The sequence below is a fragment of the Streptomyces sp. NPDC052301 genome, from assembly GCF_044593395.1.
Lineage (GTDB): Bacteria > Actinomycetota > Actinomycetes > Streptomycetales > Streptomycetaceae > Streptomyces.
In genome coordinates this window covers 390,044-405,172 of the sequence record NZ_JBIUBE010000005.1, presented here as the reverse complement: position 1 = coordinate 405,172, position 15,129 = coordinate 390,044, and the positions used below count along the sequence as shown (strand labels likewise).

The following is a 15,129-nucleotide window of genomic DNA, read 5'->3' as shown; positions in this document are numbered from 1 at the left end:
TTCGCGGAGGTCCCCGAAAGGAGCGCGCATGCGAGCCGTCGTCTTCGAGCGGTACGGCGCCCCCGCCGAGGTGCGGGAGGTACCCGACCCCGAGCCGGCCGACCACGGCGTGGTCGTCCGCGTCGAGGCCACCGGCCTCTGCCGCAGCGACTGGCACGGCTGGATGGGCCACGACCCGGACATCACGCTGCCGCATGTGCCCGGGCACGAACTCGCCGGTGTCGTCGAGGCGGTGGGGTCCCGGGTCACCGGATGGCGGCCCGGCGACCGGGTCACCGTGCCGTTCGTCTGCGCCTGCGGCAGCTGCCCGGCCTGCGCGGCCGGCGACCAGCAGGTGTGCGAGCGGCAGACCCAGCCCGGCTTCCACCACTGGGGCTCCTTCGCCGAGTACGTGGCGCTCGACCACGCCGACGTCAACCTGGTCGCCGTCCCGGACGACATGGCGTACGCCACGGCCGCCGGCCTCGGCTGCCGCTTCGCCACCGCCTTCCGCGCGGTGGTGCAGCAGGGCCGGGTCGCGGCCGGGGAGTGGGTCGCGGTGCACGGTTGCGGCGGAGTGGGGCTGTCGGCGGTGATGATCGCGGCGGCCTCCGGGGCGCGGGTGGTCGCCGTCGACATATCGACCCATGCGCTCGAACTGGCGCGGAAGTTCGGGGCGGCCGAGTGCGTGGACGCGACCGGCGTGCCCGACGCGGCAGCCGCCGTCCGGGAGCTGACCGTGGGCGGCGCCCACCTCTCGCTCGACGCCCTCGGCTCGCCCGCCACCTGCGCCGCGTCGGTCAACTCCCTGCGCCGCCGCGGCCGGCACGTCCAGGTCGGCCTGCTGCCCTCGGCCGACGGCACCACGCCCGTCCCGCTGGCCCGCGCCATCGCCCTGGAGCTGGAACTGCTCGGCAGCCACGGCATGGCCGCCCACAGCTATCCCGGCATGCTCCAGCTCGTCCGCTCCGGCGTCCTGCGCCCCGACCTGCTGGTGACGTCCACCATCCCCCTCGACGCGGCCCCGGCGGCGCTCGTGGCGATGGGTGCGGCGGCGGGGGCGGGAGTCACGGTCGTCGAGCCGTGGAACCGGGCCTGAGGACCGCCCGGGGCCGGACCGAGACGCCGGGCCTTCCGCTCGGGGTGCCCGCGGTGGGTAGCCCGCTCGTGGTCGAGGACGGCCATCACCACCTCGTCGACTCACCTCGTCGACTCACTCGCCGTCCCGCAGCGCGGCTTTCCGCCGGACGCCTTCGACCACGAACCCGACCTCCTCGTAGACACGCCGGGCCCGCAGGTGGTGGCCGTACACCTCCGACTGGACCCGGTGCAGGCCGAGTCGTCGGAAGCCGTGGCCGACGATCAGCCGGGTCGCCTCGGTGCCGATGCCCCGGCCCCGGCCCTCCGGGCCCAGCAGGGCGCGGAAGGTGCAGCTGCGGGCGCTCGGGTCGACGTCGTACAGGACGACCTCGCCGAGCAGGCGGCCGGTGGCGCGGTCGGTGACGGCCAGATCCAGCCGGTCGGGTTCGGCGGTGCGCACGCCGTGCCGGGAGCGCTGGCGGTCCAGGGTGAGCGCGGTGGACGGCTCGAAGCTGCAGTGGACCGCCTCGGCTTCCCCGATGATCTCCCGCATCGTCTCGGTGTCGTCCGCGGTGAAAGGGCGCAGCACGGTCCGTTCGCCGGTGAGCACGGGCTTGACGGAGAGGTCCGGGGCGGGATTCATGCGGAGTGCTGTGCCCGGGCCGGGCGGTGGGGCACAGGGGTTCTCGCTGACGGGGAAGGGGGCTTCAGTCCCAGCGGCGGCCGCGGTTGCCGGGCCGGGAGGCGACCCAGGCGCGGATGGTGTCGGCGTACCAGAAGGGCTTGCCGCCCTCCACATGGTCGGGCGGGGGGAGCAGCCCGTGCTTGCGATAGGACCGTACGGTGTCCGGCTGCACCCGGATGTGCGCCGCGATGTCCTTGTAGGACCAGAGCCTTCGGTCGGTCATGAGTTGCACCTCCCTGCGCGCACCGCGGCGGCGACCGGGGATGGCCGTCGGGGGAGCCGGGTGCTGCGCTGGCGATCACCAAGCCTGCGCCCGGTGAACGACACAGAGTGATCAGGGGACAGTGCCTGTCGACCGGATGTGACGGAGAACCCGCGTACTCGGGACATGTGTGACACGAAGGGGGCGTTTGTGACACGACTGCAGCAAAGGCGTGCACCGGGGCGGCAGTGGGCCGCGGTGTGCCAGGGACGGGGCAGGCGAAGAGATCCTGGTGGTCGAAGGCGGGCCGGCCCTGCTGCGTCAAGCCCGGCCCGCCGGACCCCCGTGCCTCCGACGTGCCTTCGAACGGCCGCTTTCTGCCTGTGCCGCCGTCAGATCCCCGCCTCCCGCGTGAGTCGGAGGGCGGGGAGATCAGCCTGCCGGGACCGGCCCGCGCGGGTCTTGGAGAAAAGCGCGCTGCGGTCGGCGGGGACGAGCAGGCTCGCCGCCTCGCCGGTCAGCCGGTCGGTCACATCGGTCGCCGTCGGCAGCCGCCGGGCCGCCAGGAACTCCCCGGGCGTGCAGCCGGTCATCGCCTTGAACTCGCCGCTGAAGTGCGCCTGGTCGTAGAACCCGCACACCGCCGCCGTCTCCGCCTGCCCGTGCCCCGCGGCCGGCAGCCGCCGCGCCCGCTGCAGCCGCAGCACACGGGCCGCCGCCTTCGGGGACAGGCCGATCTGCTCCCGGAACCGGTTCTCCAGGTGCCGGACGCTCCAGCCGACGTCCTCGGCCGGCCGGCGCACCGGGATCGCACCCCGGCTGTGCCCGAGCAGCGACCGGGCCCGCACCCCCCGCCGAGCTGGGATGGTCGGCCCGCCACCGGCGCAGCAACACCTCGCCGAGCAGCGCGAAGCGGTCCGTCCCGGCAGGCAATGCGGTCGGCGCGGCGGCGAGTTCCGTGAAGTGCGGACCCAACTCCTAAGGCGCAACGGACCTGTTGGCCAGTTCGTACTGTTCCGTGCCGAACAGGGTGAAGGCGCCCAGGGGGCGAGCAGCACCTCGACGCCGGAGATCCGGCCGCCGTGCTCGCCGAGGGCCGGGGCGGTGGTCAGGCCGTTCACCACGGCCACGAGGTTCACCGGGGCGCGCTCGGCCCGGGAGATGCGCACCGGCTGCTCGAAGCCGAGCAGCAGCGTGGCCGCGGCGATCGGCGTCTCCAGCCGTCGCCGCGGCCGGCCGAGGGCGGTCCGGATCCCGCGGTGACTGATCACGCCGGGCCGCAGTGCCGGATGCGGACGTGCCGGAACGGTCTCCCCGGGAACCTCGTCCGACATCCGCCCTCCACCAAGCCGAAGGGCACCCATCGTACGAGCGGCGACACGGAACCCCACGGAAATCCGCCTGCACCCCCGCGGGGACCCGGCGCACCGGTAGGCGCTCCGGAGGATCTCCGAACCCACCTGGTCCGAATGTCCGGACAAAACATTGACAGGGCTCGGCGTGCGGGACTAGAAAGCCGGGGAGAGCCATGACGAAGGGAAGCCGATGGCCTACGACCTGATCACCATGGGGCGGATCGGAGTGGACCTCTACCCGCTGCAGACCGGAGTCCCGCTCGCCCAGGTGTCGTCCTTCGGCAAGTTCCTCGGCGGGTCGGCGACGAACGTGGCGGTCGCCGCGGCCCGGCTCGGCCGGAACACCGCCGTGATCACCCGCACGGGTGACGACCCGTTCGGCGCCTATCTGCACGAGGCGCTGCGCGGTTTCGGCGTCGACGACCGCTGGGTCACCCCGGTCCCCGGGCTCCCCACCCCGGTCACCTTCTGCGAGGTCTTCCCGCCGGACGACTTCCCGCTGTACTTCTACCGGCAGCCCAAGGCGCCCGACCTGGAGATCGACGCCTCCGAACTGGACCTGGACGCCGTCCGCAAAGCCGGTATCTTCTGGGTCACCGGCACGGGCCTGAGCGAGGAACCGAGCCGTACGGCGACCCTGGCGGCCCTCGCGCACCGGGCGAAGTCGGGCACGACGGTCTTCGACCTCGACTGGCGTCCCATGTTCTGGAGCCACCCCGACGAGGCCCGTCCCTTCTACACCGAGGCCCTGCGCCACACCACGGTCGCCGTCGGCAACCTGGACGAGGTGGAGGTCGCCACCGGGGTGCGCGAACCCCACGCGGCGGCCCGCGCACTGCTGGCCGCCGGGGTCGAGATCGCCGTGGTCAAGCAGGGCCCCAAGGGCGTCCTCGCGGTCAGCCGGGAGGGTGAATCGGCCGAGGTCCCACCCCTGCCGGTCACCGTCCTCAACGGCCTCGGCGCCGGGGACGCCTTCGGCGGCTCCCTCTGTCACGGCCTGCTCGCCGGCTGGGACCTGGAGACCATCATGCGGCAGGCCAACGCGGCCGGTGCCATCGTCGCCTCCCGCCTGGAGTGCTCCTCCGCGATGCCCACCCCGGACGAGGTGGCCGCCGCGCTCGAGGCCGGAGCGGTGCTGTGAGGGCCGGCCGGGTCGCGGGCATGCACACCGGGGGCGGGGACGCCGGACGGCGCCCCCGTGTCGACGTGGCCGAACTGGTCCGCATCCGCACCCACCACCCCGAGGCCATCGCCGAGGCCGCCACCCGCCGGGCCCGTCGCCCGCTGTTGAACGAGGGCGGCCGGCTGATGATCGTGGCCGCCGACCACCCGGCCCGTGGCGCGCTCGCGGTCGGCGACCGCCGGCTCGCCATGGCCAACCGCGCCGACCTGCTCGAACGTCTGTGTCTCGCGCTGTCCCGGCCCGGCGTGGACGGCGTCCTCGCCACCGCCGACATCCTGGACGACCTGCTCCTCCTCGGCGCCCTCGACCACAAGGTCGTCATGGGCTCCATGAACCGCGGCGGCCTGCAGGGCGCGCGCTTCGAACTCGACGACCGTTTCACCGGTCACCGCCCCGAGGACATCCAGCGCCTCGGCTTCGACGCGGGCAAACTGCTGCTGCGCGTCGACTACGACGACCCGGGCTCCTTGACCACCCTGGAGTCCACCGCCCGCGCCGTCGACGACATGGCCGCGCGCCGGCTGCCCGTCTTCGTGGAGCCGTTCATCAGCCGCCGCGACTCCGAGGGACGGCTGCGCAACGACCTGTCCGCCGAGGCGGTCACCAAGTCCATCGCCATCGCCTCCGGTCTCGGCGGCTCCTCCGCCTACACCTGGCTGAAGGTGCCCGTCACCGAGAACCCCGACGACATGGCCCGGGTCATGGAGACCTCCACCCTGCCCGCCGTGCTGCTCGGTGGCGACATCGGGGACTCCCCCGAGGACCAGGTCGCCGCCTACGAGAAGTGGCGCGGCGCGCTGCAACTGCCCACCGTGCGCGGCCTGGTGGTCGGCCGCTCGCTGCTGTACCCGGCGGACGGCGACGTGGCCGCCGCCGTGGACACCGCCGTAGGACTGCTGTGAGGGCCGCATGACCAGCACCGACCTGCATCTGCCCCGGGGCGCCACCGCGAACGCCCGGTACGCCGTCGACATCGGCCCCGAGCGGGCCGGCTGGACGCACAGCAGCCTGCGTGTCGTGGAGTTGACACCGGACGGTACGCATACGTTCACCACCGGGGACAGTGAATGGATCGTGCTTCCGCTGGAAGGCGGATGTACCGTACAAATTGAAACCGCGTCAGCCGAGTCGGTGCAGTTCCAACTCCTGGGCCGGGAGAGTGTTTTCGCGTCGGCCTCCGACTTCGCGTACGCCCCCCGGGACGCCCGGGTCCAGATCGCCTCCGGCGCGGGAGGCCGCTTCGCCCTGGCAGGAGCGAAGTGCGAGCGACGACTCCCCGCCCGCTACGGCCCCGCGCCGGAGGTCCCCGTCGAGGTGCGCGGCAGCGGCACCTGCGCCCGGCGGGTGCGCAACTTCGCCTCGGCGGACTCGTTCGAGTGCGACAGTCTGATCGCCGTCGAGGTGATCACCCCGGGCGGCAACTGGTCGTCGTACCCGCCGCACAAGCACGACGAGCACCGGCCGGGCGAGGAGTCCGAGCTGGAGGAGATCTACTACTTCGAGATCGACGGCTCGAACGGGCTCGGCTACCAGCGGGTGTTCCCCTCACGTGCGGGCGGCTCCGACGTCCTCGCCGAGGTCCGCTCCGGTGACGCCGTGCTCGTCCCCGACGGCTGGCACGGCCCGTCCATCGCCCAGCCCGGCCATGACATGTACTACCTGAACGTCATGGCGGGACCGGGCACGACCCGGGAGTGGCGGATCTGCTTCCACCCCGACCACGTAGAGAGCACAGGGGGCTACCGATGACGATCCGGCTGACCGTCGCCCAGGCACTCGTCCGCTTCCTCGCCGCCCAGCACACCGAACGCGACGGCGAGCGGCGGCGGCTGATCGGCGCCACCTGGGGCATCTTCGGCCACGGCAATGTCGCGGGGATCGGCCAGGCGCTGATCGAGCACGCCGATGTCATGCCGTACCACCAGGGCCGCAACGAGCAGTCGATGGTGCACGCGGCCGTCGGCTACGCCCGCCAGTCGAACCGCCTGTCCACGCACGCGGTGACCACGTCCATCGGCCCCGGCGCGACCAACCTGGTCACCGGCGCCGCCCTGGCCACCATCAACCACCTCCCGGTCCTGCTGCTGCCCGGTGACGTCTTCGCCACCCGCCCCGCCGACCCGGTCCTGCAACAGCTGGAGGTGCCGTACGCGGGTGACGTCTCGGTCAACGACACCCTGCGCCCGGTGTCGAGGTACTTCGACCGCGTCACCCGCCCCGAGCAGCTGATCCCGAGCGCCCTGCAGGCGGTGCGGGTCCTCACCGACCCGGTGGAGACCGGCGCGGTCACCCTCGCCCTGCCGCAGGACGTGCAGGCCGAGGCGTTCGACTGGCCGGAGGAGTTCTTCTCGACGCGCGTGTGGACCGTACGACGGCCGGGCGCGGACCCGGCCGAGCTGGCGGAGGCGGTCCGGGTGATCCGGGAGGCGCGCAGGCCGCTGGTCGTCGCGGGCGGCGGGGTCCACCACAGCCGTGCCGAGGAGGCCCTCGCGGAGTTCGCGGCGGCCACCCGGATACCGGTCGCCTCCACGCAGGCCGGCAAGGGTTCCCTGCGCCACGACCACCCGCAGGACGTGGGCGGGGTCGGCCACACCGGCACCGCGGCCGCCGACGAGCTGGCCCGCACCGCGGACCTGGTGATCGGCGTCGGCACCCGGTACACGGACTTCACCACGGCCTCCGGCACCCTCTTCGAGAACCCGGACGTCCGCTTCCTCAACCTGAACATCGCCCCCTTCGACGGCCACAAGCTGGCCGGGCTGCCGCTGGTCGCCGACGCCCGCAGCGGGCTCGGCGAGCTGACGGAGGCGCTGGTGATGCACGGGCACCGGGCGGCGCAGTCGTACGTCACCGAGTACACCGAGGACAAGGAGCGCTGGGAGCAGCGCGTCGACGCCTGCTTCGAGGCCGACGAGATCGACGCACGGCCGTCCCAGCCGCAGGTCATCGGCGCCCTGGACGCCCTGGTGGACGAGTCGGACATCATCATCAACGCGGCCGGCTCGCTCCCCGGCGACCTGCACAAGCTGTGGCGGACGCGGTCGCACGACCAGTACCACCTGGAGTACGGCTACTCGTGCATGGGCTACGAGATCCCGGCCGCCATCGGGGTGAAGCTCGCCGCGCCGGAGCGCAACGTGTGGGCGCTGGTCGGCGACGGCACGTATCTGATGATGCCGACGGAGATCGTGACGGCCGTGCAGGAGGGCATCGCGATCAAGATCCTGCTGGTGCAGAACCACGGATACGCGTCCATCGGCGGGCTGTCGGAGTCGGTGGGCGGGGAGCGGTTCGGCACCGCCTACCGCTTCCCCACAAAGGAGGGGACCTACACGGGCGCCCCGCTGCCCGTCGACCTGGCCGCCAACGCGGCCAGCCTGGGCATGCGGGTGCTGCGCGCGAAGACCGTCCGGGACCTGCGCGCGGCGCTCGCCGAGGCGCGGGCGGCCGACACTCCCACATGTGTCTACGTGGAGACCGAAACGTCCGACACAGTGTCGGGCGCGCCTCCGGCGCAGGCCTGGTGGGATGTTCCTGTGGCCGAGACCGCGACCCGACCGTCGGCGGTCAAGGCACGTGAGCTGTACGAACGGCACGTCTCGACCCGACGCCGCCATCTGTAATAAGGAGTCTCTGGGCATGACGAAGATCGTCAACCACTGGATCGGCGGGAAGACCGTCGAAGGCGCGTCGGGCACGTACGGGCCGGTCACCGACCCGGCGACCGGCGCGGTCACCACGAAGGTCGCGTTCGCGTCGGTCGAGGAGGTGGACGCGGCGGTCGCGGCGGCCAAGGACGCCTTCCTGACCTGGGGCCAGTCCTCGCTGGCGCAGCGGACCAACATCCTCTTCAAGTTCCGCGCGCTGCTCGACGCCCACCGCGACGAGATCGCGGAGCTGATCACCGCCGAGCACGGCAAGGTGCACTCCGACGCGCTCGGTGAGGTCGCGCGCGGTCTGGAGATCGTGGACCTGGCCTGCGGCATCAACGTGCAGCTGAAGGGCGAGCTGTCCACGCAGGTCGCGAGCCGCGTGGACGTCTCCTCGATCCGCCAGCCGCTCGGTGTCGTCGCCGGCATCACGCCGTTCAACTTCCCGGCGATGGTCCCGATGTGGATGTTCCCGATCGCGATCGCGACCGGCAACACCTTCGTGCTCAAGCCGAGCGAGAAGGACCCGTCGGCGTCCGTGAAGATCGCCGAGCTGCTGTCCGAGGCGGGTCTGCCGGACGGCGTGTTCAACGTCGTGCACGGCGACAAGGTGGCCGTCGACCGCCTCCTGGAGCACCCGGACGTCAAGGCCGTCTCCTTCGTCGGCTCGACCCCGATCGCCCGCTACATCCACACCACCGCCTCCGCCAACGGCAAGCGCGTGCAGGCCCTGGGCGGCGCCAAGAACCACATGCTGGTCCTGCCGGACGCCGACCTGGACGCGGCGGCCGACGCCGCGGTGAGCGCGGCCTACGGCTCCGCGGGCGAGCGCTGCATGGCCATCTCGGCCGTCGTGGCGGTGGGCGCGATCGGCGACACGCTGGTGGAGAAGATCCGCGAGCGCGCCGAGAAGATCAAGATCGGCCCGGGCAACGACCCGACGTCCGAGATGGGCCCGCTGATCACCGCCGCCCACCGTGACAAGGTGGCCTCGTACGTCTCCGGCGCCGCCGCCGAGGGCGCCGAGGTGGTGCTCGACGGCACCGGTCACACCGTCGAGGGCTTCGAGGACGGCCACTGGATCGGCATCTCGCTGCTGGACAGGGTGCCGACCACCGCGAAGGCGTACCAGGACGAGATCTTCGGCCCGGTGCTGTGCGTGCTGCGCGCCGAGACGTACGAGGAGGGCCTGGCTCTCATCAACGCCTCGCCGTTCGGCAACGGCACCGCGATCTTCACCCGGGACGGCGGCGCGGCCCGCCGCTTCCAGCTGGAGGTGGAGGCCGGCATGGTCGGCGTGAACGTGCCGATCCCGGTGCCGGTGGGCTACCACTCCTTCGGCGGCTGGAAGGACTCGCTCTTCGGCGACCACCACATCTACGGCAACGACGGCACGCACTTCTACACCCGCGGCAAGGTCGTCACCACCCGCTGGCCCGACCCGGCCGACGCCCCCACGGGCGTGGACCTGGGCTTCCCGCGCAACCACTGAGTGGCACCCGGAGGCCACCTCCGGGCCTCGTCAGGCCGTCCGGATTCCGGACGGCCTGACATTTTTTTGACACCTTCGCTGCGGTTCCCGTTCTGGCGGGATGAAACGGGTGGCGAAGGAGTTATGCGCAGATGACCTTCGAAAGCAAGGTCATATTCCCTCGGGGCTTGATGGATGCGCCTATGGGGCGTCACAGCCTGGGAAAGTGATGCGACGTGAGCCCGCTCGCGAGTGCGGATTCCGAAGGTAAACGGCCATTGACGTGGCGGTTTTCGTCGGGGTTCTCTATGGGCGCCGGGAGCGGACGAGACGAACGTACGACGAGCCGCCGGAGGCGATAGCGCTCCCGACGCCACCCTCACCCTCACCAGTCGATCGGACCGCCGCATGACCGACACGCTCCGCCCAGCCGACGCAGCCGTCATGGACGCCTCAGGCGTCTCTGACAGTCCCCGGACGCTGAAGCGTTCCATCGGCGTGGTCGGCGGCACCCTGCTGACGCTGTCCTGCGTCACGCCCGCATCGACCCTGTTCGTCATCGTGCCCGACCTGTTCTCCAGCCTGGGCACCGCGACGGCGCTGTGCCTCGCCATCGGCGCGCTCCTCTGCATTCCCGTGGCCTTCTGCTACTCCGAGCTGGGCACCCTCATCCCCAGCGCGGGCGGCGAGTACGCGATCGTCTCCACCCTGGCCGGACGGCTCGCCGGCTGGCTGGCCTTCGTCATGTCGCTCCTCGTCGTGATGATCGTCCCTCCGGTCATCGCGATGGGTACCGCCGACTACCTCGCCCCGGTCGTCCACCTCGACCCCTCCATGACGGGCGCCGGCGTGATGATCGCGGCCACCCTGGCCGGCCTGCTGGACCTGCGCGCCAACGCCTGGATCACCGGCATCTTCCTCGTCCTGGAGGTCGTCGCCGCCGGTGTCGTCGCCCTGCTCGGCTTCACCCACTCCCACCGCGGCGTGAGCAGCCTCGGCTCGATGCAGATCGCCGGCGAGCACGCCCACGTCAACCCCGTCACGGCCATGATGGTGCTCTCCGGGCTCGCCATCGCCCTCTTCGCCACCCAGGGCTTCTCCACCGCCGTCTACCTCTCCGAGGAGCTGGAGAACCCGCGTCGCAACGTCGCCCGCACCGTCCTCGCGACGCTCGCCATCTCCAGCGTGGTCATCCTGGTCCCGGTCGTGGCCATCACCCTGGGCGCCGGTGACCTGAACGCCCTCACCGGCGGCGACATCTCCAGCATGGTCATCGCCTGGAGCAACTCGGCCGTCGGCACCTTCGTCAGCCTGTGCGTCGCCCTCGCCATCATCAACGCGGGCATCGTCATGGTCATCCAGAACTCCCGCGTGCTGTTCGCCTCCGCCCGCGACAAGGCCTGGCCCTCCCCGGTCAACAACGCCCTCGCCAAGCTCGGCCGGTTCGGCTCCCCCTGGGTCGCCACCCTCGTCGTCGGCGTCCCCGGCGCGTTTCTCTGCTTCGTCAACCTGGACACGCTGTACGGCGTCACCGGCGTCGCCGTCACCGGCCTGTACCTGCTGGTCGCGATCGCCGCGCTGGTCGCCCGGCGCGGGGCGCACGGCAGCCGGAAGGCGTGGCGGATGCCGCTGTGGCCGGCGATGCCGGTCCTGCTGATCGCGGTCCTCGCCTACATCCTCGTGGAGCAGGACGTCACGTACCTGCTGTGGACCGGCGGCATCACCGCCGTCGCCACCCTCTACTGGGCCTTCTACCTGCGCCCGCGCCGCGAGACGCGCTGGCTGGTGTCCCTGCCGGAGGACGTGGAGCCCGCGGCGGCCGCCGCGGGAGCCGTGGCCTAGACGAGGAGCCTGCGGTCCCTCACCGGACCGCAGGCGCACGGGTCGTACCGCACCCGAAGTACGCCGGGCCGCCTCGTACTCCCCGAGGAGGGCCCGGCGTTCAGCCCACCGGCTGCCTCCATTGTCGGTGGCGGCCCGTACCGTTGAGTCATGGATCTTCGGGTGTCCTCGCTGCGGGGGCTGCTCAAGGGGCCGCGCCGGCTGTTCGCCGCCGCGGCCGCTGTCGTGGTGCTCGCCGGCGCCGGTACCTGGACGGCGGCCGTCGCCTCCGAGGACCCGGCGGCGGTGCGCGTCAGCGACCGGGTCATGGCGGTCGACGGGGTGCGCCTGGACACCTCGTACTTCACCCCGGCCGCCGCCGGACGCCACCCCGCCGTCCTGCTGGCGCACGGCTTCGGCGGCAGCAAGGACGACATGCGGCAGCAGGCCGAGGACCTCGCCCGGGACGGGTACGCGGTCCTGACCTGGTCCGCGCGCGGCTTCGGGAAGTCCACCGGGAAGATCGGGCTCAACGACCCCGAGGGCGAGGTCGCCGACGTCTCCCGCCTCGTCGACTGGCTGGCCGAGCGCCCCGAGGTACGGCTCGACGAGCCGGGCGACCCACGCGTGGGCGTGGCCGGGGGCTCCTACGGCGGCGCGGTCTCGCTGCTCGCCGCCGGGCACGACCACCGGATCGACGCCATCGCCCCGGCCGTCACGTACTGGAACCTGGCGGACGCCCTGTTCCCGAACGGCGTCTTCAAGAAGCTGTGGGCCGGGATCTTCGTCAACACCGGCGGCGGCTGCGCCCGCTTCCAGGCCGAGCTGTGCCGGATGTACGACCGCGTGGCAGAGTCCGGCGCCCCGGACCCGGCCGCCCGCAAGCTGCTCGAGGAGCGCTCCCCGTCCGCCGTCGGCGACCGCATCAAGGTGCCGACGCTGCTGGTGCAGGGCCAGACGGACTCCTTGTTCACCCTCGGCCAGGCCGACGCGGCCGCGAAGGCGATCCGGGCCGATGGTGCCCCCGTCGACGTCGACTGGATCGCGGGCGGCCATGACGGCGGCGACATGGAGACCGGCCGCGTCCAGGCACGCGTGCGTGCGTGGTTCGACCGGTACCTGAAGGGCGACACCGCGGCCGACACCGGCCCCGCCTTCCGGATCACCCGTACCGGAGGCGTCGACTCCGCCGACGGCACCGCCCAGCTGCGCGGCGCGAGCGCGGGGACCTATCCGGGCCTGCGCGACCACCGGCGCACCTTCGCCCTGACCGGCGGCACCCAGCGCTTCGACAACCCCGCCGGGGCCAGCCCGCCCGGCGTCTCCGCCCTGCCAGGCATCGGCGGCTCCGGCGGCCTCGCCCAGCTCTCCGCGCTCGGCGTCGGCGTCTCCCTGGACTTCCCCGGCCAGTACGCCCGGTTCGACTCCGCGCCCCTCACCCGCGACCTGCAGATCACCGGCACCCCGACCGCCACCGTCCACATCACCTCGACCGGCGACGACGCCGTCCTGTTCGGCAAGGTCTACGACGTCGGCCCCGACGGCGCCCGGCAGGTGCTGCCCGCCCAGCTCGTCGCCCCCTTCCGGGTGACCGGCGCCCGGGCCGGCAAGGACGTCACGGTCACCCTCCCGGCGATCGACCACGAGGTGCAGAAGGGCCACCGGCTCCGCCTGGTCCTCGCCTCCACCGACCTCGGCTACGCCTCACCGGCCGCCCCGGCCACCTACACCGTCTCCCTCGAGGGCGGCCTGAGCGTGCCGACGGCCCCCGCGGTCACCACCGCCGCGGCACCGCTGCCCGCCTGGGTCTGGTGGCTGCCCGGGGCCGGTGCGGTCGCCGCGCTCGTCCTGCTGCTCACCGGCCGCCGCCGTACGGCAGCCCCCGCACCCGACCCGGAGCTGGCCGACGTACCGCTGCAGATCACGAACCTGAGCAAGCGGTACGCGAAGTCGACGGACCGGTACGCGGTCCGCGAGCTGTCCTTCCGGGTGGAGAAGGGCCAGGTGCTCGGCCTGCTCGGGCCCAACGGCGCGGGCAAGACGACCACCCTGCGCATGCTCATGGGCCTGATCACCCCGGACGACGGCGAGATCCGCGTCTTCGGCCACGCGGTCCGGCCCGGCGCGCCGGTGCTGTCCCGGGTCGGCGCCTTCGTGGAGGGCGCGGGCTTCCTGCCGCACCTGTCCGGCCGGGAGAACCTGGAGCTGTACTGGCGGGCCACCGGCCGCCCGGCCGACGACGCCCATCTGGACGAGGCCCTGCGGATCGCCGGGCTCGGCGACGCCCTCGCCCGCGCGGTGCGCACCTACTCGCAGGGCATGCGCCAGCGCCTCGCCATCGCCCAGGCCATGCTGGGCCTGCCCGACCTGCTCATCCTGGACGAGCCCACCAACGGCCTCGACCCGCCCCAGATCCGCGAGATGCGCGAGGTGATGATCCGCTACGCAGCCGGCGGGCGCACGGTGATCGTCTCCAGCCATCTCCTCGCCGAGGTCGAGCAGTCCTGCACCCATCTGGTGGTGATGGACCGCGGCCGGCTCGTCCAGGCCGGTCCCGTCCGCGACATCGTCGGCTCGGGCGACACCCTGCTGGTCGGCACCGCCACGCCCGTGGACGCGCCGGTCGTGGAGAAGGTGGCCGCGCTGCCCGGCGTCGCCTCCGCGGTGTGCACCGACGACGGGCTGCTGGTCCGGCTCGAACCGGGCGGCACGGCCGAGGGGCTGGTCGTGGAGCTGGTCCGGCTGGAGGTGCCGGTCGCCTCGGTCGGCGCGCACCGCCGCCTGGAAGACGCCTTCCTCACCCTGATCGGAGGTTCCGCATGAGCACGCTCACCGAGGTCGCCTCCGGCTATCGGGCGGGCCGCACCCTGCCCCTGCGCGTGGAGCTGGTCCGACAGCTCAAGCGGCGCCGCACCCTCGTCATGGGCGCGATCCTCGCCGTGCTGCCGTTCGTGCTGCTGATCGCCTTCGCCGTCGGCGGCGACCCGGGCGGCCGGAACGACCGGATCACCCTGATGGACACGGCCACCGCGTCCGGCGCCAACTTCGCCGCGGTGAACCTGTTCGTGTCGGCGGGCTTCCTGCTGGTCATCCCGGTCGCCCTGTTCTGCGGGGACACGGTCGCCTCGGAGGCGAGCTGGTCGTCCCTGCGCTATCTGCTCGCCGCGCCCGTGCCCCGGGCCCGGCTGCTGCTGTCCAAGCTGACCGTGGCGCTCGGGATGAGCCTCGCCGCGATGGTGCTGCTGCCCGTCGTGGCCCTCGCGGTCGGCACCGCCGCCTACGGCTGGGGTCCGCTGCAGATCCCCACCGGCGGCGCGCTGGACACCGGTACGGCACTGCAGCGGCTCGTGGTCACCGTGGCGTACCTCTTCGTGTCCCAACTCGTCACCGCCGGGCTGGCGTTCTGGCTGTCGACGAAGACGGACGCCCCGCTCGGCGCGGTCGGCGGCGCGGTCGGCCTGACCATCGTCGGCAACGTCCTGGACGCCGTCACCGCCCTCGGCCACTGGCGCGACTTCCTGCCCGCGCACTGGCAGTTCGCGTGGGCCGACGTCGTGCAGCCGCACCCCGAGTGGTCCGGCATGATCCAGGGCACCGCGATCTCCGTCACCTACGCCCTGGTCCTGTTCGCCCTGGCCTTCAGAGGCTTCGCCCGCAAGGACGTGGTCTCCTGACGGCCGGGGACCGGGACGACGACGGGGGC

General features: G+C 72.6%; 12 protein-coding genes. 9 read left to right on the top strand and 3 right to left on the bottom strand.

The window, feature by feature from the left end:
• Positions 1-28: 28 nt before the first annotated feature.
• A complete protein-coding gene (locus ACIHEJ_RS16305) occupies positions 29-1,078 on the top strand; it encodes a zinc-dependent alcohol dehydrogenase family protein (protein WP_400135517.1) in 1,050 nt (349 codons plus the stop codon).
• 114 nt (positions 1,079-1,192) lie between these two features.
• Here the strand turns inward: ACIHEJ_RS16305 and ACIHEJ_RS16300 are convergent, their stop codons facing one another.
• The 3 genes from ACIHEJ_RS16300 to ACIHEJ_RS16290 form a co-directional block, all read right to left on the bottom strand.
• A complete protein-coding gene (locus ACIHEJ_RS16300) occupies positions 1,193-1,702 on the bottom strand; it encodes a GNAT family N-acetyltransferase (protein ID WP_400135515.1) in 510 nt (169 codons plus the stop codon).
• 64 nt (positions 1,703-1,766) lie between these two features.
• Positions 1,767-1,967: a helix-turn-helix transcriptional regulator gene (locus tag ACIHEJ_RS16295; protein WP_400135513.1), complete on the bottom strand. Its 201-nt coding sequence runs from the start codon at positions 1,965-1,967 to the stop codon at positions 1,767-1,769.
• A gap of 371 nt (positions 1,968-2,338) precedes the next feature.
• On the bottom strand, positions 2,339-3,280 hold the full coding sequence (locus ACIHEJ_RS16290; RefSeq protein ID WP_400135511.1) for a helix-turn-helix domain-containing protein: 942 nt from the start codon (positions 3,278-3,280) through the stop codon (positions 2,339-2,341).
• Between the two features lie 211 nt (positions 3,281-3,491).
• Between ACIHEJ_RS16290 and iolC the strand changes: the two genes are divergently transcribed.
• From iolC to ACIHEJ_RS16250, 8 genes are all read left to right on the top strand, one after another.
• Positions 3,492-4,442, top strand: a complete 951-nt coding sequence (iolC, locus tag ACIHEJ_RS16285) for a 5-dehydro-2-deoxygluconokinase (RefSeq protein WP_400135509.1) — start codon at positions 3,492-3,494, stop codon at positions 4,440-4,442.
• A gap of 20 nt (positions 4,443-4,462) precedes the next feature.
• Entirely contained in the window at positions 4,463-5,386 is a 924-nt protein-coding gene (locus tag ACIHEJ_RS16280; RefSeq protein ID WP_400136131.1) for a deoxyribose-phosphate aldolase, read from the top strand.
• A 7-nt stretch (positions 5,387-5,393) separates the two neighbouring features.
• Positions 5,394-6,233: a 5-deoxy-glucuronate isomerase gene (iolB, locus tag ACIHEJ_RS16275; RefSeq protein WP_400135507.1), complete on the top strand. Its 840-nt coding sequence runs from the start codon at positions 5,394-5,396 to the stop codon at positions 6,231-6,233.
• Entirely contained in the window at positions 6,230-8,107 is a 1,878-nt protein-coding gene (iolD, locus tag ACIHEJ_RS16270) for a 3D-(3,5/4)-trihydroxycyclohexane-1,2-dione acylhydrolase (decyclizing) (RefSeq protein ID WP_400135506.1), read from the top strand. Before iolB ends, iolD begins: the two co-directional genes overlap by 4 nt.
• Positions 8,108-8,123: 16 nt before the next feature.
• Positions 8,124-9,626 carry a CoA-acylating methylmalonate-semialdehyde dehydrogenase gene (mmsA, locus tag ACIHEJ_RS16265; protein ID WP_400135504.1) on the top strand — a complete coding sequence of 501 codons (1,503 nt, stop codon included), beginning with the start codon at positions 8,124-8,126 and terminating at the stop codon, positions 9,624-9,626.
• 387 nt (positions 9,627-10,013) lie between these two features.
• Positions 10,014-11,447 (top strand): APC family permease, encoded by a 1,434-nt coding sequence (locus ACIHEJ_RS16260; RefSeq protein ID WP_400135502.1) that lies wholly within the window; start codon positions 10,014-10,016, stop codon positions 11,445-11,447.
• A gap of 150 nt (positions 11,448-11,597) precedes the next feature.
• A complete protein-coding gene (locus ACIHEJ_RS16255; protein WP_400135501.1) occupies positions 11,598-14,249 on the top strand; it encodes a CocE/NonD family hydrolase in 2,652 nt (883 codons plus the stop codon).
• Positions 14,246-15,100, top strand: a complete 855-nt coding sequence (locus ACIHEJ_RS16250) for an ABC transporter permease (RefSeq protein WP_400135500.1) — start codon at positions 14,246-14,248, stop codon at positions 15,098-15,100. Before ACIHEJ_RS16255 ends, ACIHEJ_RS16250 begins: the two co-directional genes overlap by 4 nt.
• The last annotated feature ends 29 nt before the right edge of the window (positions 15,101-15,129 follow it).

What these genes read in the sequence shown, in the direction of transcription:
- iolC (WP_400135509.1), top strand. Translation starts at nt 3,492, where the DNA reads ATGGCCTACGACCTGATCACCATGGGGCGGATCGGAGTGGACCTCTAC.
- ACIHEJ_RS16300 (WP_400135515.1), bottom strand. Translation starts at nt 1,702, where the DNA reads ATGAATCCCGCCCCGGACCTCTCCGTCAAGCCCGTGCTCACCGGCGAA.
- iolB (WP_400135507.1), top strand. Translation starts at nt 5,394, where the DNA reads ATGACCAGCACCGACCTGCATCTGCCCCGGGGCGCCACCGCGAACGCC.
- iolD (WP_400135506.1), top strand. Translation starts at nt 6,230, where the DNA reads ATGACGATCCGGCTGACCGTCGCCCAGGCACTCGTCCGCTTCCTCGCC.
- ACIHEJ_RS16280 (WP_400136131.1), top strand. Translation starts at nt 4,463, where the DNA reads ATGCACACCGGGGGCGGGGACGCCGGACGGCGCCCCCGTGTCGACGTG.
- ACIHEJ_RS16305 (WP_400135517.1), top strand. Translation starts at nt 29, where the DNA reads ATGCGAGCCGTCGTCTTCGAGCGGTACGGCGCCCCCGCCGAGGTGCGG.
- ACIHEJ_RS16260 (WP_400135502.1), top strand. Translation starts at nt 10,014, where the DNA reads ATGACCGACACGCTCCGCCCAGCCGACGCAGCCGTCATGGACGCCTCA.
- ACIHEJ_RS16250 (WP_400135500.1), top strand. Translation starts at nt 14,246, where the DNA reads ATGAGCACGCTCACCGAGGTCGCCTCCGGCTATCGGGCGGGCCGCACC.
- ACIHEJ_RS16295 (WP_400135513.1), bottom strand. Translation starts at nt 1,967, where the DNA reads ATGACCGACCGAAGGCTCTGGTCCTACAAGGACATCGCGGCGCACATC.
- mmsA (WP_400135504.1), top strand. Translation starts at nt 8,124, where the DNA reads ATGACGAAGATCGTCAACCACTGGATCGGCGGGAAGACCGTCGAAGGC.
- ACIHEJ_RS16255 (WP_400135501.1), top strand. Translation starts at nt 11,598, where the DNA reads ATGGATCTTCGGGTGTCCTCGCTGCGGGGGCTGCTCAAGGGGCCGCGC.
- ACIHEJ_RS16290 (WP_400135511.1), bottom strand. Translation starts at nt 3,280, where the DNA reads ATGTCGGACGAGGTTCCCGGGGAGACCGTTCCGGCACGTCCGCATCCG.